Origin of the sequence: Acinetobacter sp., from assembly GCF_041919735.1 — a bacterium.
Classification (GTDB): domain Bacteria; phylum Pseudomonadota; class Gammaproteobacteria; order Pseudomonadales; family Moraxellaceae; genus Acinetobacter.
The window spans coordinates 1-22,959 of the sequence record NZ_JAYRTF010000034.1; the positions used below are offsets into that span (position 1 = coordinate 1).

General features: G+C 44.0%; 24 protein-coding genes. 10 read left to right on the plus strand and 14 right to left on the minus strand.

Annotated elements, in window-relative coordinates; translation table 11 throughout:
• Window positions 1–456 precede the first annotated feature (456 nt).
• The 4 genes from ACE3T3_RS14895 to ftsY all read right to left on the minus strand — a co-directional run bounded on the left by ACE3T3_RS14895 (window position 457) and on the right by ftsY (window position 4,021).
• Entirely contained in the window at window positions 457–1,080 is a 624-nt protein-coding gene (locus ACE3T3_RS14895) for a DUF2057 family protein (protein WP_374668291.1), read from the minus strand.
• Window positions 1,081–1,284: 204 nt separating this feature from the next.
• Window positions 1,285–1,878, minus strand: coding sequence for a nitroreductase family protein (locus ACE3T3_RS14900; protein ID WP_374668293.1), 594 nt, complete (start codon window positions 1,876–1,878; stop codon window positions 1,285–1,287).
• A gap of 150 nt (window positions 1,879–2,028) precedes the next feature.
• Window positions 2,029–2,715, minus strand: coding sequence for a nitroreductase family protein (locus ACE3T3_RS14905; protein WP_374668295.1), 687 nt, complete (start codon window positions 2,713–2,715; stop codon window positions 2,029–2,031).
• Between the two features lie 193 nt (window positions 2,716–2,908).
• Entirely contained in the window at window positions 2,909–4,021 is a 1,113-nt protein-coding gene (ftsY, locus tag ACE3T3_RS14910; protein WP_374668297.1) for a signal recognition particle-docking protein FtsY, read from the minus strand.
• 193 nt (window positions 4,022–4,214) lie between these two features.
• Between ftsY and ACE3T3_RS14915 the strand changes: the two genes are divergently transcribed.
• Together ACE3T3_RS14915 and ACE3T3_RS14920 are read left to right on the plus strand one after the other, a co-directional pair.
• Window positions 4,215–5,594 (plus strand): M16 family metallopeptidase, encoded by a 1,380-nt coding sequence (locus ACE3T3_RS14915; RefSeq protein WP_374668338.1) that lies wholly within the window; start codon window positions 4,215–4,217, stop codon window positions 5,592–5,594.
• 11 nt (window positions 5,595–5,605) lie between these two features.
• Window positions 5,606–7,249, plus strand: coding sequence for a M16 family metallopeptidase (locus ACE3T3_RS14920; protein ID WP_374668299.1), 1,644 nt, complete (start codon window positions 5,606–5,608; stop codon window positions 7,247–7,249).
• Between the two features lie 361 nt (window positions 7,250–7,610).
• Here ACE3T3_RS14920 and ACE3T3_RS14925 read toward each other — a convergent pair whose 3' ends face one another.
• Window positions 7,611–7,970 carry a hypothetical protein gene (locus ACE3T3_RS14925; RefSeq protein ID WP_374668301.1) on the minus strand — a complete coding sequence of 120 codons (360 nt, stop codon included), beginning with the start codon at window positions 7,968–7,970 and terminating at the stop codon, window positions 7,611–7,613.
• A 243-nt stretch (window positions 7,971–8,213) separates the two neighbouring features.
• On the opposite strand from ACE3T3_RS14925, the gene ACE3T3_RS14930 reads away from it, so the two are divergent.
• The 3 genes from ACE3T3_RS14930 (at window position 8,214) to ACE3T3_RS14940 (ending at window position 9,695) form a co-directional block, all read left to right on the plus strand.
• The gene (locus ACE3T3_RS14930; RefSeq protein WP_374668304.1) at window positions 8,214–8,447 is read left to right on the plus strand and encodes a hypothetical protein; all 234 of its coding nucleotides are present in this window, start codon (window positions 8,214–8,216) and stop codon (window positions 8,445–8,447) included.
• A gap of 299 nt (window positions 8,448–8,746) precedes the next feature.
• The gene (locus tag ACE3T3_RS14935; RefSeq protein WP_374668306.1) at window positions 8,747–9,136 is read left to right on the plus strand and encodes a DUF2750 domain-containing protein; all 390 of its coding nucleotides are present in this window, start codon (window positions 8,747–8,749) and stop codon (window positions 9,134–9,136) included.
• Window positions 9,137–9,263: 127 nt separating this feature from the next.
• Entirely contained in the window at window positions 9,264–9,695 is a 432-nt protein-coding gene (locus ACE3T3_RS14940) for a CBS domain-containing protein (protein ID WP_374668308.1), read from the plus strand.
• A 309-nt stretch (window positions 9,696–10,004) separates the two neighbouring features.
• Here ACE3T3_RS14940 and trpB read toward each other — a convergent pair whose 3' ends face one another.
• The 9 genes from trpB to ACE3T3_RS14985 all read right to left on the minus strand — a co-directional run bounded on the left by trpB (window position 10,005) and on the right by ACE3T3_RS14985 (window position 18,286).
• On the minus strand, window positions 10,005–11,213 hold the full coding sequence (gene trpB / locus ACE3T3_RS14945) for a tryptophan synthase subunit beta (protein ID WP_374668310.1): 1,209 nt from the start codon (window positions 11,211–11,213) through the stop codon (window positions 10,005–10,007).
• 101 nt (window positions 11,214–11,314) lie between these two features.
• Entirely contained in the window at window positions 11,315–12,502 is a 1,188-nt protein-coding gene (locus ACE3T3_RS14950) for a VWA domain-containing protein (protein ID WP_374668312.1), read from the minus strand.
• A 475-nt stretch (window positions 12,503–12,977) separates the two neighbouring features.
• Complete coding sequence (locus tag ACE3T3_RS14955) at window positions 12,978–13,829, minus strand: AAA family ATPase (RefSeq protein WP_374668314.1); 852 nt, start codon at window positions 13,827–13,829, stop codon at window positions 12,978–12,980.
• Window positions 13,830–13,850: 21 nt separating this feature from the next.
• Complete coding sequence (locus ACE3T3_RS14960) at window positions 13,851–14,234, minus strand: hypothetical protein (protein ID WP_374668316.1); 384 nt, start codon at window positions 14,232–14,234, stop codon at window positions 13,851–13,853.
• 35 nt (window positions 14,235–14,269) lie between these two features.
• On the minus strand, window positions 14,270–14,572 hold the full coding sequence (locus ACE3T3_RS14965) for a YcgL domain-containing protein (protein WP_374668318.1): 303 nt from the start codon (window positions 14,570–14,572) through the stop codon (window positions 14,270–14,272).
• Between the two features lie 149 nt (window positions 14,573–14,721).
• Window positions 14,722–15,864 carry a ribonuclease D gene (locus ACE3T3_RS14970; protein WP_374668320.1) on the minus strand — a complete coding sequence of 381 codons (1,143 nt, stop codon included), beginning with the start codon at window positions 15,862–15,864 and terminating at the stop codon, window positions 14,722–14,724.
• Window positions 15,865–16,040: 176 nt separating this feature from the next.
• A complete protein-coding gene (gene recR / locus ACE3T3_RS14975; RefSeq protein WP_374668321.1) occupies window positions 16,041–16,637 on the minus strand; it encodes a recombination mediator RecR in 597 nt (198 codons plus the stop codon).
• 13 nt (window positions 16,638–16,650) lie between these two features.
• Entirely contained in the window at window positions 16,651–16,980 is a 330-nt protein-coding gene (locus ACE3T3_RS14980) for a YbaB/EbfC family nucleoid-associated protein (protein WP_374668323.1), read from the minus strand.
• Window positions 16,981–17,098: 118 nt separating this feature from the next.
• Window positions 17,099–18,286: an O-succinylhomoserine sulfhydrylase gene (locus ACE3T3_RS14985; RefSeq protein ID WP_374668325.1), complete on the minus strand. Its 1,188-nt coding sequence runs from the start codon at window positions 18,284–18,286 to the stop codon at window positions 17,099–17,101.
• Window positions 18,287–18,428: 142 nt separating this feature from the next.
• Here ACE3T3_RS14985 and ACE3T3_RS14990 point away from each other — a divergent pair, with 142 nt between their 5' ends.
• The 5 genes from ACE3T3_RS14990 to ACE3T3_RS15010 all read left to right on the plus strand — a co-directional run bounded on the left by ACE3T3_RS14990 (window position 18,429) and on the right by ACE3T3_RS15010 (window position 22,711).
• Window positions 18,429–19,532: an alpha/beta fold hydrolase gene (locus tag ACE3T3_RS14990; RefSeq protein WP_374668327.1), complete on the plus strand. Its 1,104-nt coding sequence runs from the start codon at window positions 18,429–18,431 to the stop codon at window positions 19,530–19,532.
• Between the two features lie 15 nt (window positions 19,533–19,547).
• Entirely contained in the window at window positions 19,548–20,420 is an 873-nt protein-coding gene (locus tag ACE3T3_RS14995; protein WP_374668329.1) for an NAD(P)-dependent oxidoreductase, read from the plus strand.
• 85 nt (window positions 20,421–20,505) lie between these two features.
• Window positions 20,506–20,775, plus strand: a complete 270-nt coding sequence (locus tag ACE3T3_RS15000; RefSeq protein WP_374668332.1) for a YARHG domain-containing protein — start codon at window positions 20,506–20,508, stop codon at window positions 20,773–20,775.
• Window positions 20,776–20,829: 54 nt separating this feature from the next.
• Window positions 20,830–21,252, plus strand: a complete 423-nt coding sequence (locus ACE3T3_RS15005) for an HIT family protein (RefSeq protein ID WP_374668334.1) — start codon at window positions 20,830–20,832, stop codon at window positions 21,250–21,252.
• 358 nt (window positions 21,253–21,610) lie between these two features.
• Entirely contained in the window at window positions 21,611–22,711 is a 1,101-nt protein-coding gene (locus ACE3T3_RS15010) for a porin (RefSeq protein ID WP_374668336.1), read from the plus strand.
• The last annotated feature ends 248 nt before the right edge of the window (window positions 22,712–22,959 follow it).

Here is a 22,959-nt window from a genome sequence, read left to right on the forward strand (position 1 = left end):
TTCTGACTTTAATTTCTCAAATAAACTTCGAGTAATTTCTACCATCAATCAATGAAAATAATTTCGATCGATCAACCAGTAAAAATCCACACAAGTTGTTCTTCATAATCTCTTAATGATCTTCTTCATGCTTCGTCAGCAAAAAAGATAACCAATCAAGCAACTCAACACCTTAAGTGTTTCGCTGTCTGCGTTGGTATGCAGGGTATTCTATAGGGTTTTAAAACAAAGACAAGCCCTATTATAGATTTTTCTATAATATTTGGATTGAGTGTATATTTATCAACCAAAAAACACTTTTACGTATATTTTATAATCAATATAGCCCCATTTGAGCCATGTGCAAAGCATTTCCTGATCATTCTTTTGAAATTATTTATGCTCTGCATGGAAAAGCCCAGTCAATACTGGGCTTTTTCCTTAAAACTTCAATTGCAGCATTTTATAGCCAGCAGCTTAGTTTGACTGCTCAGCCAGCCAAGCCATAAATTTCTGTCGGTCGGACTTCGAAGACTGCTTCCATAATTGAATCAGAGCCTGTTCTGAATTTGAGGCGCTTGCTGCAATAGGCGCCGCATTTGACTGTGCTGCTTTATTTAGCGCTAATGTATTGCTTGCAGCATCAACAGGCTCGTCTCCGAACAAATTTTCACTAAACCAGTTTTTCTGCTCCGCTTTCGAACCGGTTTGCTGTGCAATTAATTGATGGTCTTTGTTATACAAGCCAAAAATAGGCTGATCTTTATATTTTTGAGCCTCATCAAAATCTTTTGGCGCTTGCAGCAAGGCTAGACTATAAGTTTCGCCATCGGTTAAGGCTGGCGTTTTTAAAGAAACAATGCCAGATCTTAAAATATCATGTGAATTATCCGCATGGCGGTAATACCCGGAATAACGCACATTCAAGGTGCTTTCACCTGCTTTGATTTTATATTGGCTCTTAGATAAAAACCCGCCGTTAAGTTCTTGCCCATCAACAGCCACAATTTTAATTTCTTCGGGAACTTTTACAGTCACTGCAGAAAATGCTGCGCCGCTCATCATCAACGCCGAAATTAATGCGGTTAATCTAAGTGCCATCTTGCTTTGCTCATTCATTTTTAAATTTTATTGCATACTGCTATGCATTGGTGACAATTTGATGACAACAAGACTTAAGACCATGCAAAAACAGCAGAAACATCACATGACAATGTACGCAAAAAAAAGAGCACTTAAAGTGCTCTTTTTTAATCTGCTTCACTGGTTGCATTTCAATACTGCTTAATTAAAGACTGCTTATACTTAATTAAAGCTTTTAAAACGCACATCGTTTTCCATGAAAGTTTTTTCACCTGCAGGCGCTTCAATCGAACCAAACACCAATTGCGCACGTAATTTCCAGTTTGCTGGAATATCAAATGCTTTGGCTGTTTCTTCATCCACAACCGGATTGTAATGCTGTAAAGATGCACCGATATGATGTTCAGCTAATGCCGTCCAAACTGCAAATTGCGCAATGCCTGTGGAATGCTCTGACCAAACAGGGAAATTATCAGCATACAGAGCGAACTGCTCTTGCATAGCTTTTACAACATCTTGATCTTCATAGAATAGCACAGTGCCATAACCTGCTTCAAAACCGCTGATTTTCGCATCAGTATTTGCAAAGGCTCCCTCTGGAACCAATTTGCGCAAGGCTTCACGGACAATACTCCAAAATTTGACATGCGAAGCGCCATAAAGGGTCACAATGCGTGAAGTTTGCGAGTTGAAAGCGGATGGACTGTGACGCACAGCATCCTGAATCGTTTGCTCAATGACTTGCTGCTCTTGCGCTACATTTCTACCAATTGCATAAATGGTACGGCGCTGTTTTATTTGATCTAAAAATGACATATTAAAAACCTCTTTTTTATTTTCCATTGCATTTATTCAATGAGTTCATCATAAGCGATTCTTACACAATGCGCATGCTTAAAAACATGACATAGTGTTTTATCTATAGAACAGCCAGCAAGATTTCAAAATGCATTTTTCGGGGTCTGCTTATGCGTATATTTTAAATTTATCGGTATCCGTATCCTGCTCTTTTTCTTCCGGCCACGCCTCAACAGAGCCAAAGACCAGCTGCGCCCGCATCAGCCAATTTGGCGCAATATCAAAATAAGACGCGACCACCTGATTGATCACTGGATTATAGTGCTGCAACGACGCGCCCAAACCGCTATCCGCCAAAGCCGTCCAAACAGCAAACTGCGCCATGCCGGAAGTCTGTTCCGACCAGGCAGGAAAATCTTCTGCACTGATAGGCATTTGCTTCTGCATGTGATGAATCACATCCTGATCTTCATAAAATACCACGGTGCCGTATGCCGCAATAATTTGATCTATTTTTACCTCAACACCTTCAAATACAGTGCTGGGCACATGTCTTTTTTGCACTTCTTTGACAATATTCCAAAATTTCAGATGGGAATCACCAAACAAAACAGCAACTCTTGTGCTCTGCGAATTAAATGCCGATGGGCAGCTCTGTACGGCTTCCTGAATCAGTGACGCAATATACGATTGACTAAAATGAACTTTTTTCCCCAAATGATAGATACTGCGCCTTTTTTTCAGCTGATCGACAAAAGTCATTTTTGAAGTTTCAGCTTCATGTCTTTTTTTCAGCTTAAAATCTTTGGTTATATCGGCTGTCAGCACTTGGCCGATTTTATTAAAAATTTCCACATTTCCCCCAGCATTCATTTATTAATATAAATAATATTTTTATTCATTTTAATAAATTTATATTTAATTTCATGGGCTTATTTTATTATTTTGATTCTTTTTAAAACAAACGGTCAACTCAAAATAAATAAACTCCGCATTAAGCGGAGTTTATGTGATTCATCACACAATATCTAAAAAGAACAGCAGAAAGTTACTTTTCCGTTTCAAATAATGCGGCAACAAAAGATTTGGCAGAGAATGGGCGTAAATCATCAATTTTTTCACCCACGCCAATAAAGCGGATTGGCACATGTGTCCGGCTTGCAATATTAAACAGCACCCCGCCTTTTGCCGTACCATCCAATTTGGTGATTGTAATGCCCGTTAAGCCAACAGCCTCATCAAACATTTCAACCTGATTAATTGCGTTCTGGCCTGTACCGGCATCCACAACCAGCATGACTTCATGCGGCGCTGTTGCATCAATTTTCTGCATGACGCGCTTAACCTTGGTCAGCTCCTGCATCAAATTGCTCTTATTGTGCAGGCGGCCAGCGGTATCAGCAATCAATACATCTACACCTTTGGCGCGCGCGCTTTCAAACGCATCAAAAATCACCGATGCGCTGTCAGCGCCATGGCCTTGCGCAACAACAGCAATATTATTGCGCTCGCCCCAAATTTGCAGCTGCTCAGTCGCCGCAGCGCGGAAGGTATCGCCCGCTGCAAGCATGACTTTTTTACCTTCGCCTTGCAAACGTTTAGCCAATTTGCCGATAGTCGTTGTTTTGCCTACGCCATTCACACCCACCACTAAAATCACATATGGATTTTTGTTTGGATCGATATGCAGCGGCTTGACGCGCGGCGCCAGCAGAGCCACCAATTCTTCCTGCAATGCTTTATACAATGAGTGTGAATAAATCAAATCACCGCGCGCAGTCCGTTCAGTCAGATTCGCAATAATGGTTTTGGTTGCATCAACACCAATATCCGCAACAAGAAGCTGTTCCTCAACCTCTTCCAGCAGTTCATCATCAATTTCTTTACCGCCGATCAGGATATTCACCATACCGTCAGTAAAGTTTTTGCGTGTTTTGGTCAAGCCGTCTTTCATCCGGCTGAAGAAACCGCCTTTTGCCTGCTGTTCGTCTTGAGGCTCTTGCTGCATTTCTGATGCGACAGGCTCAGAAGCCGCGGCTTGCTCTTTTTGTGTTTCGGTTATAGGCACATTGACCGCAGGTAAACTCGGTAATGTGACATCATCATCTCCGAGATCAGCATCAATCAAAAAATTATTCTGCCCATTAGATTGCTGTTGCATGCCGAATCCTTGAAAAGCATTGCGTTAAAAAAAGCTGATTCTAGCATAAGTTATTTATTTTTGAGCTTTTCGGCGCCCCTCATTCTGCAACACACAAAAAAACAACAGCATGCACTTGCGTTCATTCCGGAGTTTCTCAACAATAGTACGAAATAACGGGTTTCAACTTGGAAACACAGTGTCCAAAAAATTAATGCACGCTCGCTCCTATTTCTCTTTTTTCAATTTCGGCATTTTATCCGCCAGCTTATTCTGCTTCAGCCTCATCAGCCCAGCCGTACAGGCTGAAACCCGAGGCCAGCTGTCGCGCACCACCTTTGAAACCACGCTTAAAAATGGCCTGAAAGTCATTATCCGTGAAGATCACCGCTCACCGATGGTCATGACGCAAATCTGGTATAAAGTCGGCAGCAGTGATGAATCCGGCAACCTGCTCGGCATTTCCCATGCGTTGGAGCATATGATGTTCAAAGGAACCAATAAAGTTCCTAAAGATGAATTCACCCGCCTCAGCCGGATTTACGGCGGCAGCATTAACGCCGCGACATTTACCAATTACACCAATTATTATCAGCTGTATCCCAAAACATATTTTCCGATGGCGCTGGAGCTGGAAGCCGACCGCATGAGCAATCTGCTGCTGCGCCAGCAGGATTTTGAGCCTGAAATGAAAGTCGTGATGGAAGAACGGCGGCTGCGGACAGATGACAGCCCGCGCGCTTTAGCCTTTGAACGCTTTAAATGGATTGCCTATCCCACCAGCCACTACCGGCAGCCCATCATTGGCCATATGAAAAATCTGCAGAATATTCAATTGGATGATTTAAAAAAATGGTATCAAGACTGGTACACGCCCAATAATGCCATTTTGGTGATTGTCGGTGATGTCGAGTCAGAAGCGGCCATCCGCCAAGTCCAAAATTTTTTTGGAGACATCGCCACAAAAAAAACGCCGCCGCGCAATGATGTTTTGGAATTCGAGCGTGTTGGCTACCGCCACATGGAAATAGAATCTTCCGTGCAAGTGCCGAATTTGTATATGGCTTGGAATGTCCGTTCTTTAGCCACCGCCAAAAATCCGCAAGATGCTTATGCATTGGCGATTATCCGCAGCATTTTAGACAGCGGAATTTCCTCGCGCCTGCAAGACCGCTTGGTACGCGATAAGAAACTGCTGACTGCAGTCAGCGCATCGTATGATCCATATAACCGCGGCGACAGTCTATTTACGATTTCCGCCTTGCCTGCCGAAGGCATTTCGCTGCAAGACGCGCAAAAAGCCATTCAAAATGAAATGGATCTGCTTAAAACGGAGTTGGTTGCCCCGCAAGAAGTGTCCCGAATTTCAACCCGCTTTATTTCCAATTTAATTTACAGTCAGGATGATATTGCGGGACAGGCCAAAATGATCGGCAATTTAGAAGTCAATGGACTGAGTTTCCGCTTAATGGATGAGTTGCCGAAACATTATGAAAATGTCAGCCCGCAAGATATTCAAGGCGTCGCAAATGCTTATTTTGTCAAAGACAATCTGAGCACGATGTATTTAATGCCTGAAACCAAAGCCAAATAACGGAGCGCCGCATGCAAAAAATTACAGCCCCTTTTATGATGGCCCTGCTGGCTTGCAGCGTTTCAAGCTTTGCTGAACAAACTGATACCTATTTAAATACCGAACCGGACATCAATGACAATCCCAGTCAGCTGCAGTCCATTCCCATGCTGCAGAGCTTGCGCAATTTAAAGCAGCAAGAATCCCGCGCCCCTTATGTTCAGGACTTAAAAAACCGCTACCATGTGCGCACTTTATTTGTCGAATCGCAAGATTTGCCGATGGTGGATATTCAGCTGACGTTTAATGCCGGCTCCGCGCGTGATTTAGAAATCGGCAAAGGCTTATACGGCTTATCCAACATGGCCGCCAAACTGATGGATGAAGGAACCGAAAAATATACAGCCAATCAAATTGTCAGCGTATTTGAGCAAAGCGGCGCGCAATTCAGCATTCAAGCCTACCGAGATATGTTTATTGTCAAGCTTCGGGTGCTTTCCGATCCGCAAAAGCTTGAACCTGCGCTTGCCATGATGGTGGAGGTTTTAAAGAATGCAACGTTTAAAAACAGCAGCATCTCGATGGTGCTGAGCAACACCCAAACTGGACAGAAACAGCTGCAGGAAAACCCCAGCAGTTTAATGAGCATCCGGTTTTACCGTGAGATTTATGGCGCGCATCCGTATGCACAGCCCATTACCGGCACCAATGGTAGCCTAAAGAAAATCACAGCGGAAAACCTGAAACAGTTTCGCGACAAGTTCATTGTTGCTCAGAACATGAATATCGCCATCACTGGAAAACTATCTGCAAAAGAGGCGCTCAAGCTCTCAGAACGCATTGCCGGCAATATCAATCAAGGCGAAAAGGCCTCCCCATTGCCAAATCCAGAAGCGCAAAATGCATTGAAAATCGTCCACATGCCCTATGATTCCGAACAGGCCCACGTGATGATTGGACAGCTCGGCACAACACGCAATGATCCCGAGCGAATAGCGCTGGAAGTCGGCAATAAGATGTTCGGCGGCGGCGGCTTTAATGCCATTCTCATGCAAGAGCTTCGCGTAAAGCGCGGCTATACCTATGGCGCATACAGCTCATTCGGCTTCAGCCAATCACCAGGTTTATTCAGTTTCAGCTACTCAACTCGGCAAGATCAGCTGATTGACAGCATCCAAGTTGCACATAAGGCCTTAACTGATTTTATTCAGCAGCCGATCGATCCTAAGCAGCTGAAAGAGGTCAAAGCAGGCATGCTGCGCGCTTATCCCAACAACTACAGCAGCAACGCGTCGATTAACGCCCAGCTCGGCTTATTAGGATTTTATGCAGAGCCTGCGGATTACTTGGATCAATATCCTAAATTGCTGGAAAAAGTCAGCGCGGCCGATGTGCAGAATGCCATACGCAGGCATTTGCACCCCGAACAGTTGACGCTGATTGTCGTCAGCAAGGAACTGGATAAAGCCCATCTCAATGAAATTTTACAAAACAACTTGCGGCCGGACTCCGGCTCACAGCCGGACAGCGTGACGCTTAAAGAGGTTGAGGCCGAAAAAATAAAGCCGCCGCTGGCCAATACACCGTCAACTCCAGCGGCTAAGGCTACTCCTCAGCCAATGCAGGAAGCTGGTGCGCCCGCTCAGATTCAGCGTGATAGGCATGCATCAATTTAAGATATTGCCCCATAGACACTTCATTTTGCTGACGCAGGCTTAAGGCCAGCTCTTGCGAACCGGGGCAGCTTTGCTGTTCAGACAGCATCACGACATTGTGAAATTTTTGCATTGAGATTGGCCGATTCAGGGCCAGCAAACTAAGAAGAAGAATCAGCAGAATAATGAAACTGACAAATATGTTATATATCTGTTCGAGTTTTATATTGGATTTAAATTGAAGAAGACTTTTAAGAATGCGTTTGAAGTCAATAGACATACACTACCTCGAATTCAAAGTAGTGTATGTCTGCGCTGCAATAAGTTCAAGTCGGACTGCTTATTTCTCACGCAATTCGAAATGCCTGCACTAATGACCCAATTAATGAACGATATGCTGAATCACAGCGAAATATATAATCATCGCAATAATCACCAAAACGATCACCACGGCAAAAATACTGACACCGCCTTCCGCATGGGCTGGGTGCAGATCATCATCGTCCGCAATCCTCAGCAGTTCACCATTATATAAGTCATAAAAATCTTCACGTTGCGCGACATCCAGCTCACGGGTAAAGTCATAGACCCGCTTGCGCTGCGCTAAACCGAAATCCCCCAAATGAATTTCCTGATGAAAAATCGCATCGTCAAGCTTTTGCCTGTGCAAATGCGCTAAAGCAATGATTTGTTCCTCTGTCGGAGGCATATCAAAATTTAAACCATCTAAAGTTCTAGTCATCATACTTCTCCTTATTGTTTACGTCTTCTTATCTTGTTATATTAATAAAAATTCCATTTGATCATTGTTTAATCGTGTAAACTGTCAAATGCATAAAATAATTTACACAATTTATTGACTTTTCCACTTAATTGTAATATTAATTTAATAATACTTAGCTATAGTAATAGTTGATAGGGCGAAATAGGCACCTATCTGAAGTAGGCAGATGTAAGCATAATTAGAATAAGGAGTAACTTTAATATGATGCAACAAATCTCTCAGCATGACTTAGAACATGTATATGCAAATGCAGTAAACACAATTCAATCTCAAATGAATTTTTCAGATGCAGTTAAAGAATTGGAAGGCGCTGCGCGTGCTGGACATGGTAAAGCAGCATTGTTTCTCGCAGAACTTTATTACCAAGGTTTCCGCGTAGAACGTGACTCACTCAAAGCGCAATACTGGCAGAAAATGGCCACATTGCAAGCGTAAGCAAACGTCACCTAGGTGGCGTTTTTTTCGGCCTCAATTTTTAGCCCTAAGCATGTTTCCCTTATGCAAACCTGCTTTCAGGCTAAACCGAGAAATCATTTCATCCTCAGAAGCATTAAAATGTGAATTTTTCAGGGTTCAGGATTTTGCCGCTGCATTGTTCAATAGCAGATTCCTGAATGCTCAATTTGCAAAAATAAGTCTAAGAAAAATATTTGCTTACGATTTTCAGCAAAGCTTACACAGTATTTTCATCTGTATTTTTTAGAATAGACAAAACACCAGCGTATAAAGTACCAATGATGAAGCTCTATCAGAAATTCAATCTGCTGCACCCTTTCACTAAGGACATGATTTTTAAAATCACTATCTTAAAAACCATGATGTATTGCGGCGTGTTATGGGGTTTATACCATGACGGCTGGGCCATGAGCAAAGACGGTGATGAGTTTATTTTTCCGTTTTGGCTCAATGGCCTGCAAGCGCATAAATATGCGAAAAAACACTGGCCGAATTATCAGCCGAAGAAAATCACCCCGGCGGATTTTGAAAATTCGCTGATGCCAACATTGACACGCCTAAACGTCACGCCAGCGCTTTACAACTCCACCAGCCAAAAGAAACTGAAACTAAGTACGCAGCTGATGCGCCATTTTTTCTTCTCAGGACAAACCGCACATTTCGCTTAAACGCCAGCGTATGCTTATAATTTCACTTTATTGATAGATCGAATAGAAATAATGAACGCAAGAGTATTTGCTTTTTCTTATATTCGCGTTAAGTTAAAACAAATAATAACTTTAAGGGACTCAGATAATGACAACAGTTGCTCAAGTACTGCAGGACAAATCAGAACAAGCTATTTTCACCATTGCGCCAAATGAAACCGTTTTAAAGGCCATTTCCATTATGGCTGAAAAAGGCGTTGGTGCGCTGGTAGTGACTCATGAAGACACTGTAGTCGGCATCCTTTCAGAACGTGACTATACCCGCAAGATTGCACTCATGGAGCGAACATCTTTCAATACTACAGTCAATCAGATTATGACTGAAAAGGTTTTAACCATCACCCGCACCGCAACGGTTGAAGATTGCCTGGAATTGATGACTGATAAGCACTTGCGCCATTTGCCTGTTGTTGAAAACAGTAAATTGCTTGGCTTGATTTCGATTGGTGACTTAGTGAAAGCAGCCATGGAAGATCAAAAGAAATTGATCGATCAGCTGCAGCAATATATTTCTGGTTAATTTCAATAAAAACCGACACAAGAATCCTTTTCAATGAAAAGGATTTTTTTCGCTCAGATATTAAAACAACTATCATAAAAAACCATTATTTGTAATGACATTCAACACACCCTGTATATTCAAATTAATGCTTTAGATTATGATTCAAACACCTTGCATGATTATCCTCCCTGCCGCACCATGCAAATAAACTAAAGCTTATTCTTATCTAAACTGTAAATAGCGTATATTGCTAAAAAAATATCCCAGCAAATGCTGGGATATTTGGCATTCAGACTCAAAATGTAAGCTGAACTTTAGGACTGATAATCAGTTAAGACCTAATTTGGCTGCGACATAGTCGGCATCTTTATCGCCGCGGCCTGAAACGTTCACAACGATCTTAATCTCTTTGTCCATTTTTGGCGCTTCACGCAAAGCCCAAGCCACCGCATGCGAGCTTTCCAAAGCTGGAACAATACCTTCTACGCGCGACAAGGTCATAAATGCATCCAGACACTCTTGATCAGTTGCCGTGGTATATTCCACGCGGCCCAGATCTTTCAGCAGGCTGTGCTGCGGCCCTACGCCCGGATAATCCAAACCTGATGCAATGGAGTGAACCGGCAACGGCTCACCCTGCTCATTTTCCAATACATAGCATGCCATGCCGTGAATTTGACTTGGCTTGCCCAAGGTCAACGTTGCAGAGTGCATCGCAGTATCCAAGCCATGGCCTGCCGGTTCTACACCAACCAACTTCACATCGTTTTCATTTAAAAATGCAGTGAACGCGCCCATTGCATTCGAACCGCCGCCGACACAGGCGACGACATAGTCCGGGTTTGCGCCAAAACGGTCATTGGTCTGCATTTTGATTTCTTCACCGATAATCGCCTGGAAATCACGCACCATCATTGGAAATGGATGCGGGCCAACCACAGAACCAATGGCATAAATATAGTTGGTCGGATCTTTTAAATACTCTTCAAAAGCACTGTCGACGGCATCTTTCAGCGTTGCTGTGCCGCGCGTTACAGAAATCAGATTTGCGCCCAAAATTTTCATTTTGACCACGTTTGGATGCTCTTTTTCGATATCCACTTGACCCATGTGAATTTCACACGGAATACCGACCAGCGCGCAAGCTGTCGCCAAGGCTACCCCATGCTGACCCGCGCCGGTTTCTGCAATGACTTTGGTTTTGCCCATATATTTTGCCAGCAGCGCTTCGCCTAGGCAGTGGTTGATTTTATGCGCGCCAGTATGGTTTAAATCTTCACGCTTCAGGTAAATTTGCGCGCCGCCCAATTGATCAGACAGACGCTTCGCATGAAACAGCGGGCTCGGACGGCCCACATAATTCGCAAATAAATCTTTGAGTTCATTTTGGAATTCTGCAGTATGGCGGATTTGCTCATAAGCAGTATTGATATCATCCATGGCCTGTTTTAAATCTGGCGGGATAAACTGACCGCCATATGCGCCGAAAAAGCCTTCTGCATTTGGCAATGCGATGCCATTAATTTCCTGTTCCATGCCAATCCCTATATTCAAGCCTAAATTCATAGGCTTATACTAAAATAAATTATTTTAAAGCACCAATAACAATAGATAAAACGACTGATAGAAAAATGGAATCAGCGCGCTAAATATTTCGTCATATCCTCAATCCCCTTTAAGGTCATTGGGAACATATGATTTTCAAAAATCTGCTTAATCAAGCCAATGGTATGTGTGTAATGCCAGTAGCTTTCTTCTTCAGGATTGAGCCAAGCTGTTTTGTCAAAATGCTGGCGCAGGCGCTGCAACCAAACCTGACCGGATTCATCATTCATATATTCTACAGAACCGCCTGCAGAAGTCACTTCGTAGGGCGCCATACTGGCATCGCCAACCACAATGACACGGTAATCCCGCCCATAAGTATTGAATAAATCCCACGTGTTCATGCGGGTATTTGAACGGCGGATATTGTCTTTCCACACATAATCATACAGACAGTTATGGAAATAGAAATATTCTAAAGTTTTAAACTCAGTCTTCGCCGCAGAGAACAGTTTCTCACACTGCGCGATATGCGAGTCCATTGAACCGCCCACATCAAACAGCATCAGCACTTTAATGCGGTTGCGGCGCTCAGGCACCAGCTGCACATCCAAAACGCCCTGTTTTGCTGTCTCGCGGATTGTGCCATCTATATCCAGCTCTTCAGCGGCGCCTTGGCGGGCAAATTTACGCAAACGGCGCAGCGCCATTTGCATTTGACGGCTGCCAAGAATTTGCTCATCGTCCAAATTCCGGTATTGGCGCTGTTCCCACACTTTGACCGCAGATTTTTTACGGCCCGGCCCGCCGATACGCACGCCTTCAGGATGATCGCCATAAGCACCAAAGGGTGACGTTCCGCCTGTGCCGATCATGCGGTTGCCGCCTTGATGCTTTTTATGCTGTTCGCGCAGTCGCTCTTCCAGCATTTTCATCAACTCTTCCAGCGAACCGGCTTTTTTTAATTCTTCACGCTGTTCAGGCGTGAGGTGCTTTTCTAATAATTCTAAATCAAACCAATCTTTCGGCAGCTTGTGCACCTGCTTCAGCAAGTCATCTAAATCGAAGGTGGAAATGCCGTCAAAATAGTCTTTCATGGCGCGGTCAAATTTATCAAAGTAGCGTTCATCTTTGACCATGACAGTTTTCGCCAGCTGATAAAATTCGTCCTGATCAGCAAAAACCAAACCGGAAGCCACCGCCTCATTGAGATCAATCAGTTCACGCGTAGAAACGGGTACGCCGTATTTTCTTAAGGTATAAAACAAACGCACAAACATGGCGGATAATATCCATCTCTATCAATTATTTAATCTTTGATTTACTGCCGCATGCTCAAATCAGCATTCACAATGCAGTGTAATAGCCAGATCATTATCGAAAATCAAATCTGTGAAGTAAAGTTAAAAGAAGCTACTGACAGTTCAGTTATGCTTAACTTTGCGTCTTTCTAAATCAACCAAACTTCATGATGCAGATGCAATTGAATAAAACTTCAATCATATGCCTGCACTGGATGCACAATTCCAATGCAGCGGTTCTTTGCATCGTTCTATGCCGCGCGGCATCACGCTGGACTGCGTTACCGCAGTTTCATCTTCAGTGGTGTTATTCATTTCCACTGATTCTTTGGAGTTATTCGGATCTATCGCTGTGTTAAAGCATCAGTTCATTGACTAAATAAAGCATTTCAACAGGCAAAAATAAAGCCGCCAATGATTCATTAGCGGCTTGCAGCATGCTTTCAATTATGGCTTATCGGCGCGACATAAAGGCCAAACGCTCCAGCAATTGAACATCCTGCTCATTTTTAATCAGCGCACCGTACAGCGGCGGAATTGATTTTGATTTATCGGAATTGCGCAGGATATCTTCCGGCATGTCATCAGCCATCAATAAGCTCAACCAGTCAATCAGCTCAGACGTTGAAGGCGGTTTTTTCAAGCCCGGAATCTGGCGCAGCTTAAAGAACACTTGCAGCGCTTCATTCACCAAGGTGCCTGAGATATTTTCAAAATGCACATTGATGATTTCGCGCATGGTCGCTTCATCCGGGAACTCAATATAATGGAAGAAGCAGCGGCGCAAAAAGGCATCCGGCAGTTCTTTTTCGTTATTTGAGGTGATGATGACAATCGGGCGCTGAACCGCAGTAATAGTCTCGCCTGTTTCATACACATAGAACGACATTTTATCGAGTTCGTGCAGCAGATCGTTCGGGAATTCGATGTCGGCTTTATCAATCTCATCAATCAGCAAAACGCAGCGTTCTTCACTGGTAAATGCTTCCCACAGCTTGCCCGGCTTGATGTAGTTTTTAATGTCATAGACGCGGTCATCACCCAGCTGGCTGTCACGCAAGCGCGATACCGCGTCATACTCATACAAGCCTTGCTGCGCTTTGGTAGTGGACTTAATGTGCCATGTAATCAGCTTTAGGCCTAAGCTTTCTGCGACTTGTTCCGCCAGCAGCGTTTTGCCTGTACCCGGCTCCCCTTTAACCAAAAGCGGTTTTTGCAGGCTGCGGGCGGCTTTGACTGCAAGTTTAAGACTATCAGTCGCAATGTACTGATCTGTACCTGAAAAGTGTTGAGCATCAACAGACATACGAACCCTTATTGTTTTACTTTAAAGCGGTGAACTTTTTTTGTTTAGTGCAGCGTGAGCTTTATTTGCATTGAACTTTGTCCAGAAAAAGCCGATCACAAAGCCAATGCCGATCACAAATAAAATTAAAGACAGATTGGTCCAAACCAAAGGCTGATCTTTGGTTAATAAACCGAACAGCAAGCCAAAAATAGCCGGCGCAATAGAAGCATTGCTGCCCTCTGATACCGTTGGTGTCAGCAGCACAGCAAATACAACAATCCAGCTGATCCCGCCCAGGGGATTCGGCAAACGCTTTGCAATGGAATACCAGCTTGCCAAAATAATCAGGCTGCCGGCAAGATAAACCGTTATTGCAATGCTGTCTTCAGGAATCGAGTCCAGCAAAGCCCATAAACTATTCATTTCACAACTCCTGATTTATCCCTAAGCGTATAGATTTATGCACCGCGCAAGCCTTCAGGCTCCGCAGCATTCGGGTTAATCAAGCCTTCAGGAGGCATTTGCAGGAAAAAGCCTTTGGTGGAGAGCGAATCAATTACATGCAAGACATTTACACGCGCCAGCGTACGGGTTTCACTAAGTTCCAAGTGCATTACAAATGCAGCGCGGCCAAAAGCAACGCGAACAGGCTCCGCCAGAATCTCTAAAGGATTGAACGCTTCAGCTTCATTTTCAGCAGGACGAACAACATAAAGATACATTTCATCTTTTTTGCTCGATTTGTAGATAGAACAATGCATTTGAATCAGTACTCATAAAACTCAAGGCAAAGCATACAACAAAAAAAAGACTGATACATTAGTGATTATTAACGCATCAGTCGTGAATTTGTATAAATGCTAAATCTTTAATCAATATCCAGCAGATATTGAATCAAAGTTTCCCAGATTCAGTCCAGCACTTTCATCTGTTTGGACAGGTAGGCTTCATCCGAATAAAGCACATCGATCAGCGGTTTAGTTAAGATGTCATAGCGCCATCCCAGCAAGTAGCCTGGCAAATCCTGCTCATCATTATGAAAGACCACATGCTGATACAGCGCATTCAGCCATTTCTTGCGCATCAGCACCTCTTTGGGCACTTCCGTCTCTGCAGAAATATTTTCGATCGCCGCATCCACCCGGTCCGTAATGTCTTTTGACGAATGGCGGATTGGACGGGCCATGCGCAGCGGCCACTCTTCCTGCTCAGGCAAAAATTTCAGCAAATCCAAAATGGTTTTTCCGTGCTCGCGGACGATATTCGGACGGATGCCCTTTATATTGCTGAGCTGAAAATGATTGCGCGGATTATTCTCAACCATGTCCAGCATCGTGGCATTTTTAAGAATAAAACTGCGCGGCTGATTCAGCGCTTTCACCATCTGTTCGCGCCAAACCGCCAGCTGCTGCAATTGCATCAATTGCTTGCGTGAATTGCGGTAATTGCCGACATCATGATAAAGCTGTGAAATTGGCGTTTCCTGCCCGATTTCATACGTTAAATTTCTGCAGTCTTCAAGCGCGCAATCCAGCAAATGCTTTTCGGACAGTTCCGCTTTGACTTTATCGGACAGCTGCATGATGTACTCAACATCATTGGCGGCATACATGAGCTGCTCGGGGCTTAATGGACGCGCCAGCCAGTCTGAACGGGTTTGATCTTTTTCAATATCCACATTCAGCATGGTTTTCAGCGCGTTTTGGTAGCTGACTTGCAGGCCATGGCCTAAAAATGACATGCCGACTTGCGTATCGAAAACATTGGCAAGCGTTTTGTGCTGCGCATAATGATAGATAAGGTCGATATCTTCACTGCAGGCATGAAAGACGTTTTGCTGCGCGCGAAACAGTTTGTTCCAAAACTCAGATAAATCTAAAGCCGCGCCATCCAGCAAGTACACTTTTCCATTAATGTTAATCTGAAAAACGCCTAATTTCGGCCACAAGGTATCCACCTTGATAAATTCAGTGTCCAGCCCGTAAACGGAACTTTGATCCATAAGATTAAGGACATTTTGCAGATCTTGCTGCTGATGGATAAATTGATACATAGATGATGCAGCTTTGGCTTGATGCTCTTTTCGGTTATATTAACCGATATATTATATTTATCGATAAAAAATAAATTATATTCATTATATGTTTTCGATTATATTTGTTTTTTTATTCAAAAAGCCATTTATTAATAGAAAAAAAATATTAATAAATGGCTTTTTTTGCAATAGATCTACTTCATGCGCATGCGGTTGTGCACCGCTTGGCTCAGCGTATGGCTATCTACATATTCAAGTTCTCCGCCTTGCGGAACACCTTGAGCAATCCGGGTCATCTGCACAGGCAAATGTTTGGCCGCTTCGACAATATAATGCGCGGTCGCCTGCCCTTCAACTGTCGCGTTAGTCGCCAGAATGACTTCTTTGACTGTGCCGTCAGATAAACGCTGCAGCAAATAAGGAATGCCGATTTCATCAGGGCCGATACCATCCAAGGGGGAAAGATGCCCGCCCAAAACATGGTATTTGCCGCGGAAGCTGCCGCTCTGCTCGATCGCCATCACATCTGCAGGAGATTCGACCAAACACAGGATTTGATCATCCCGCTCATGCGATACACAGATATTGCACACTTCATCTTCTGTCAGCGAATGGCAAATTGAACACTCATGAATGTAGCTGGTCGCTTCGTTCAGCGCATGCGCCAAACCGACTGCGCCTTCCTTATTTTTCATAATCAGGTGCAGCGCCATGCGCTGGGCCGATTTTGGCCCAACGCTCGGCAGAATGCGCAATGCCTGCACCAGCTGATCAAAACGATCACTAAACATGCAGCGCTATTCCTTAGAACAAGCCTGAAAGGCCTGGCGGCAAGCCCATGCCAGAGTTGGCAGATTTCAATTTTTCATCTGAAATCGCTTCCGCCTGACGCGCAGCATCGTTCATCGCTGCAGCAATCAAGTCTTCAATCATGTCTGCGTCGTCTTGAAGCAGTTCAGGATTGATTTCAATGCGTTTCACTACATTGCGGCATGTCATGGTCACTTTGACCAAACCGCCGCCAGCTTCTGCATGCACTTCAGTTTGAGCAAGCTCTTCCTTAGCCTTTTTAATATTGCTTTCAACTTCTTTTTGCATGCGCTGCGCTTGCTGCATCAACATGTTGATGTTCATAAAATACTCCGAACACAAATTTTTTATTCCTTGCATCCATCCCTGCGCTTCACCGGTTTTGAGGATCAAGCGCAGCCGCGGACGCAAGCTGAATCATTTAAAGCTGAATGAATTTGAATTAGATCAAATCTAAACCGCGTGAAATATCGCGAATAATATCATCAATATCTTCTAAACCAACAGATACACGAATTAAACCTTCACTAATTCCTGCCGCCTGTTTCGCGGCGGCAGACATTCTGCCGTGCGATGTGGTCGCAGGATGCGTAATGGTTGATTTTACATCGCCTAAATTACTGGTGATTGAAAGGAAGCGTGTGTTGTCGATGACCGTCCACGCGCCTTCACGTTCACCTTTTACCACAAAGGATACAACGCCGCCAAAACCCGACTGCTGTTTTTTCGCCAATTCATGTCCAGCATGGTTCGGCAGGCCTGCATAATAGACTTTTTCAACTTTTGGATGCGCATCCAGCCATTCGGCCAATTTTTGCGCGCTGGCGCAATGCGCTTTCATACGCAGGCTGAGTGTTTCCAAGCCTTTTAAGAAAACCCAGGCATTGAATGGGCTCATGGAGTTGCCCAAAGTGCGGATAACGCCGTTAATTCCTTCAAGCAGCTTATGATTGCCCACCACAGCGCCGCCTAATGCGCGGCCTTGGCCATCAATATACTTGGTTGATGAATAAATGATTAAGTCTGCGCCAAATTTAATCGGCTGCTGCAATACCGGCGTGCAGAACGTATTATCCACGGCAAACAAAGCATCATGCGCATGCGCAATATCTGCAATCGCCTGCATGTCGCCGACTTGAGCCAATGGATTCGACGGTGTTTCAATAAACAATAAACGCGTATTCGGACGAATGGCTTTTTCCCAGCCATCCAAATCTTCCAGATCAACAAAAGTAACGTCAACGCCGAACTTCATGACATATTTCTCAAACAGAGAAATAATTGAACCGAATACTGCCCGTGAACAAACGACATGATCGCCCGCTTTCAGAAAAGCCAAAGTGACTGCATGCACGGCGGCCATACCTGAACTGGTTGCGATTGCGCGTTCTGCACCGTCCAAAACCGCCAAACGCTTTTCAAACGTATGCACAGTCGGATTGGTATAGCGTGAATACGTATTCCCTTCAATTTGTCCAGAAAACTTAGCCGCAGCATCTGCAGCGCTTTCGCAAACAAAAGATGAAGTTAAGAAAATCGGTTCACTGTGTTCGCCTTCAAAAGTGCGTGTATGGCCAGTGCGAATAGCTAAAGTATCGAGTTGGTATTCAATGTCGTCTTGTTGGCTCATCAGCATTACTCAGTCCTTTAGACTGCCTTTTGTTAATAATTGCCAACATTTTGAGCGTCTAAGCTATTTCAGGTCAAGGCATAATAATCAAATATCGCTTAGACTTCGATCAAACCTGCATAGACATAGGTCAATTACAATTATGCACCCATTGAAAAAAAGCTGGCTTGGCCAACAAAAAAAGATGAAGCATCTGTCTGCCCGCTTATTTAAAGCAAAATCACTGGTGCTTTCGCAGAGCACGCCATATGAAGTGATTGATGAATACAAGTTCTGCCGTGTTCGCTACTATGCTTCGCCGGACAAACAATATGCAGAGCCGCTGGTCTTTGTGGCGCCCCTAGCGATTAATATGTCCATTTATGACCTGTATCCTTACCGCTCCTTAGTGAAGCACTTTCAGCACAGCGGCTTTGATGTGTATTTAGTGGAATGGACCAAGCTGACTTACCAAGACCGCTTTCTGAACTTCATCTCCTTTATTGACGATGCGATTCCGCATTGCATCGACAGAATCAGCCAGCATTCAGGCAGCCGCTATATTTCATTGCACGGCTGGAGCATGGCCGGCATCTTTGTCACCTTATATACCGCATTGCACCAGCCCGAACATGTCAAAAACCTGATTGTCGTCGGCAGCCCGATCGACAGCTATGCCTCTGGCCGCGTCGGCAAGCTGTTTCAGAACATCAATCAGCTCATTTCCCGCAGCCGCGCGCTCAAAGACACCATTTATAATGGGCAAATCCCCAAACGCATCATCCACACCCCTGGGCCCATCAACGCGCTGGGATTCAAAATATTGGATCCTAAAGGCTGGTTCGTCAGCCAAAAACAGTTCCTGCTTAATCTGTCCAACACGCAAACCGTTTATGAACATGCCACCATGGGCGATTTTCTGAATAACATGATTGACTACCCCGGCGGCATCAATCAGGACATGGTATTGAACCTGTGGCTGCAAAACCCGCTGAAACAAGGTGTAATCCAGTTAAAAGATAAAATTATCGAGCTCAAAAAAATCAATTGCTCTTTATTGATTGGCGCAGGTTCCAGCGACCAAATTGTTACTGCCGAAGCCAGCAAGCCTTTAGGCGAATTGACAAGCAGTGCAGATGTCACGTTTACTCATATTCCTGGCGGGCATCTGGGCTTAATGTCCAGTCAAAAAAGCGCCAATGAATTTTGGCCTGAATTGGCCGCTTGGCTGAAGCAAAGATCGACGTTACTCGAAACACATCATTAGCATTAGGGATTTATCATGATTCAATCAGCTGCATTCATCGGCTTGGGCGCAATGGGCTACCGCATGGCGGCGCATTTGCCTAAACACTTTGATACCGTTTATGTCTGGAACCGCACTTTCGATAAAGCAGAACAGCATGCAGCTGAATACGGCACACAGGCGGTCGAATTAAATCAGGCGGTACAGGCCGATGTCATTTTTTCCTGCCTGCCGACCAGCGCCGATGTCGAAGCGTTAATTGCCAGTGTCAAAATTAAATCAGGCGCAATTTGGGTCGATTGCACCAGCGGTGTGCCTGAATCCGCACAACAGCTGGCCGCAGCGCTAAAAGCGCAAAATGTGGATTATCTGGATGCGCCTGTCAGCGGACAAACCATCGGGGCAGAAAATGCCGCATTAACCGTGATGGTTGGCGGAGATGCCGAAGCCTTTGAAAAAGCCCTGCCGGCAATGCAGGCGGTCGGCAAACTGATCAAGCATGTTGGCGCTTCTGGCGCAGGCTTTGCGGTGAAAGCTGTCAACAATATGTTAATGGCTGTAAATCTTTGCGCGGCGGCCGAAGGCGCTTTAACCTTAAAAGCGCATGGGGTGAATTTGGCGGAAGCGCTGGATTGCATCAACGCCTCCAGCGGAAAAAGCAATGCGACCGAATCCATTTTGCCGCAGCGCGTGCTCAACCGCAGCTTCCCGCTGACCTTTGCCCTGCCGCTATTAGCCAAAGATACAGGGATTGCTGTAGACTTAATCCGCCAAGCAAAATTATCAGCGCCCATTATTGGATTAACCCAAAGTTTAATTCAGGCAGCCAATGATACTGCTGCGCCAAATAGCGACTTTTCCAGTGCTGTAAAAATGTACGAATCATGGAGTAAAATTACAATCGAGTAATAAGTCGCCATTGAATAATCATAACGAAACCTAATATTGTGATGATATGGTCATACATATTGTTACATATACAGAGGAAACTCTCATGAACAAATTTTCTGTTGCCGCTCTGGTGAGCGCAATCACTTTAATTGGGGCGTCTACAGCAGCATTTGCTTCTGAACAGGAATGCCAAAAGCTGAAGAATGATCACGATGTCATTTATGCATCTAAAGGATTCTGCTTTAAGGACCCTGAGGCCAAAGCCAAGTTCGGCAATGACAATTGCTATACAACTAAGCCTAAATTCTCAGAAAAAGAGCAGCAGCGTCTTGACGCCATTAAGGAACGTCAGAAAGAATTGAACTGTAAATAATCGCTGAAAACAGCTTTCAACCATTACATTCAATTACGCTTAAGGAATTTAGCCATGGCTTATGATGATCAAAACATTTTTGCAAGAATTTTACGCGGTGAACTTCCAGCAATCAAAATCTACGAAGATGACCAAGTCCTTGCATTTATGGACATAATGCCTCAGGCAGACGGCCATACACTGGTCATTCCCAAAACTCCAGCCATTAGCCTGCTTGACCTTGCGCCAGAAGCAGCAGCCTACACCATTCAAATTGTGCAAAAAGTAGCAAAAGCAATGGAAACTGCGCTGGATGTGAAAGGCATTGTGCTGATGCAGCTCTCAGGCGCAGCCGCAGGGCAAACCGTTCCGCATGTGCACTTCCACCTGATCCCGACTTCTGTGCATGAACTTGGCCGTCATGCTGCAAAAATGGGAGACCAGGAAAAAATTCAAGCGCAGGCAGAACTCATCAAAGCGGCGCTGGCGACTGCATAAAACGCACGGCATTTTAGAATTTAAAAATGGAGCTTCGGCTCCATTTTTTATGCTTCAGATTTTATGCTTCGGGCACTTCCCCAGCCTGCCTGCTCTTATATCTCATCCATATGACAATAAGATAAAACTGCAAACAAGGGATATCTAAACACCTGTTTATTCAGGGAATTTAATTGAAACATTATGAAATAATCAAAATAACACACTGATTAAATTTAATATTTTTGAAATATTTCCTTAATAGAACTGTCTTAATTGTAAGGAATACTTAGCGCCATTAGATAGCGAAATTATTTTTAGCAAAGCTACTGATAAATCGACGAATTGATAAGACGTACAGTCTTTTATGGAGCTGCAAATGAAAAAAACACTCTGTGCATTAGCAATCGGGGCAACTATTCTTACACCGGTAATGGCATCTGCTGCTGATGTCAAAATCTATGGCCGTGCACATGTTTCTTTAGACTATTTAGATGATGGCAAAGACTATAACGAAGTCGGCTTATCTTCTAACTCATCACGTCTCGGCTTTAAAGTTGACCAAAAAATTAATGATGATTTGAACGTTTTCGCGCAAATTGAGCAAGAGATCAACTTTGCCAGCGGTTCTAAAGATGATAGTGGTGTTAATTTTTCAACCCGCGATACATTTGTCGGCTTAAAAAGCAACACTTATGGCCAAGCGCGTGTCGGCCGTTTTGACAGCCCATTTAAGGCAGCCCGCGGCCCAGTCAACTTCTTTGGCGACATGGTCGGTGATGTGCGCAACGTAACGCGTGTCGGTGATATGAAATTTGATGAACGCAACGAAAACACCATCGAATATAAATCACCAAAATTCGGCGGCGGTTTCAACGTCCTTGCTGCAATGTCAATGAACTCTGGTAAAGAGATTCCAAGAGAAGGCAATGGTGAAGGCAAAGATGATAATAAAGCTTATGATTTAGCGTTAACATATAAAAATGGCCCGATTGACTTCGCAGCAGCTTATGAAAAATATGAAGACAATGCAGCAAATACAAACGTAGGCACAGCAGCTGCTCCGATAGACTCTAGCCGTGATGCTTTCCGTATTGCAGGCGCGTATAAATTTACAGAAGAATTTAACTTAGGCGCAATGTACCAAATTGCCCAGTTTGATGATTCCAAACGTAATCTTGACGCACAAGTCTTCGGCTTAGCGGGCGAATACAAAATTACGCCTAAAACATCTGTACGCGGCGAATACTTCTACCGCGATGTCGATGCTGATGATGCAAACGCGCACCTGATTGGTGTCGGTGTTGAGCATAAACTGGACAGTACACTGCGTGTATACGGTAACTTAGCAACTGTTTTAAACGATAAAAACTCTAAGCTGAATCCTTGGAAAGAAGGCCGCAGCTTCGGCAATGGCGTTAGCGGCGTAGCAGATGAAAACTCAACTGCATTGTCTCTAGGCTTGCGCTACGACTTCTAAGACAGACCTCTGCACTTAGAAACATTCTTATAAAAAAGGAACATGCATGTTCCTTTTTTATTGTTCAAATTTTGTTTGAATTTTCAAACAAGAATAAATTGCAGATTTTCATCCATTACCCTAAAAACACTCAAAACCAAGTAAAATAGTTGGTTTAATAAGTCATCAATATTATTTTTTTATTAAGCAAAATTTATTAATCATAACCAAATTAGTCAGAATTATTTAGTATAAATACAAGTGTTCCA

What these genes read in the sequence shown, in the direction of transcription:
- ACE3T3_RS14895 (WP_374668291.1), bottom strand. Translation starts at nt 1,080, where the DNA reads ATGGCACTTAGATTAACCGCATTAATTTCGGCGTTGATGATGAGCGGC.
- ACE3T3_RS14900 (WP_374668293.1), bottom strand. Translation starts at nt 1,878, where the DNA reads ATGTCATTTTTAGATCAAATAAAACAGCGCCGTACCATTTATGCAATT.
- ftsY (WP_374668297.1), bottom strand. Translation starts at nt 4,021, where the DNA reads ATGCAACAGCAATCTAATGGGCAGAATAATTTTTTGATTGATGCTGAT.
- ACE3T3_RS14915 (WP_374668338.1), top strand. Translation starts at nt 4,215, where the DNA reads ATGCACGCTCGCTCCTATTTCTCTTTTTTCAATTTCGGCATTTTATCC.
- ACE3T3_RS14920 (WP_374668299.1), top strand. Translation starts at nt 5,606, where the DNA reads ATGCAAAAAATTACAGCCCCTTTTATGATGGCCCTGCTGGCTTGCAGC.
- ACE3T3_RS14925 (WP_374668301.1), bottom strand. Translation starts at nt 7,970, where the DNA reads ATGACTAGAACTTTAGATGGTTTAAATTTTGATATGCCTCCGACAGAG.
- ACE3T3_RS14930 (WP_374668304.1), top strand. Translation starts at nt 8,214, where the DNA reads ATGATGCAACAAATCTCTCAGCATGACTTAGAACATGTATATGCAAAT.
- ACE3T3_RS14935 (WP_374668306.1), top strand. Translation starts at nt 8,747, where the DNA reads ATGATGAAGCTCTATCAGAAATTCAATCTGCTGCACCCTTTCACTAAG.
- ACE3T3_RS14940 (WP_374668308.1), top strand. Translation starts at nt 9,264, where the DNA reads ATGACAACAGTTGCTCAAGTACTGCAGGACAAATCAGAACAAGCTATT.
- trpB (WP_374668310.1), bottom strand. Translation starts at nt 11,213, where the DNA reads ATGGAACAGGAAATTAATGGCATCGCATTGCCAAATGCAGAAGGCTTT.
- ACE3T3_RS14950 (WP_374668312.1), bottom strand. Translation starts at nt 12,502, where the DNA reads ATGTTTGTGCGTTTGTTTTATACCTTAAGAAAATACGGCGTACCCGTT.
- ACE3T3_RS14955 (WP_374668314.1), bottom strand. Translation starts at nt 13,829, where the DNA reads ATGTCTGTTGATGCTCAACACTTTTCAGGTACAGATCAGTACATTGCG.
- ACE3T3_RS14960 (WP_374668316.1), bottom strand. Translation starts at nt 14,234, where the DNA reads ATGAATAGTTTATGGGCTTTGCTGGACTCGATTCCTGAAGACAGCATT.
- ACE3T3_RS14965 (WP_374668318.1), bottom strand. Translation starts at nt 14,572, where the DNA reads ATGCATTGTTCTATCTACAAATCGAGCAAAAAAGATGAAATGTATCTT.
- ACE3T3_RS14970 (WP_374668320.1), bottom strand. Translation starts at nt 15,864, where the DNA reads ATGTATCAATTTATCCATCAGCAGCAAGATCTGCAAAATGTCCTTAAT.
- recR (WP_374668321.1), bottom strand. Translation starts at nt 16,637, where the DNA reads ATGTTTAGTGATCGTTTTGATCAGCTGGTGCAGGCATTGCGCATTCTG.
- ACE3T3_RS14980 (WP_374668323.1), bottom strand. Translation starts at nt 16,980, where the DNA reads ATGAACATCAACATGTTGATGCAGCAAGCGCAGCGCATGCAAAAAGAA.
- ACE3T3_RS14985 (WP_374668325.1), bottom strand. Translation starts at nt 18,286, where the DNA reads ATGAGCCAACAAGACGACATTGAATACCAACTCGATACTTTAGCTATT.
- ACE3T3_RS14990 (WP_374668327.1), top strand. Translation starts at nt 18,429, where the DNA reads ATGCACCCATTGAAAAAAAGCTGGCTTGGCCAACAAAAAAAGATGAAG.
- ACE3T3_RS14995 (WP_374668329.1), top strand. Translation starts at nt 19,548, where the DNA reads ATGATTCAATCAGCTGCATTCATCGGCTTGGGCGCAATGGGCTACCGC.
- ACE3T3_RS15000 (WP_374668332.1), top strand. Translation starts at nt 20,506, where the DNA reads ATGAACAAATTTTCTGTTGCCGCTCTGGTGAGCGCAATCACTTTAATT.
- ACE3T3_RS15005 (WP_374668334.1), top strand. Translation starts at nt 20,830, where the DNA reads ATGGCTTATGATGATCAAAACATTTTTGCAAGAATTTTACGCGGTGAA.
- ACE3T3_RS15010 (WP_374668336.1), top strand. Translation starts at nt 21,611, where the DNA reads ATGAAAAAAACACTCTGTGCATTAGCAATCGGGGCAACTATTCTTACA.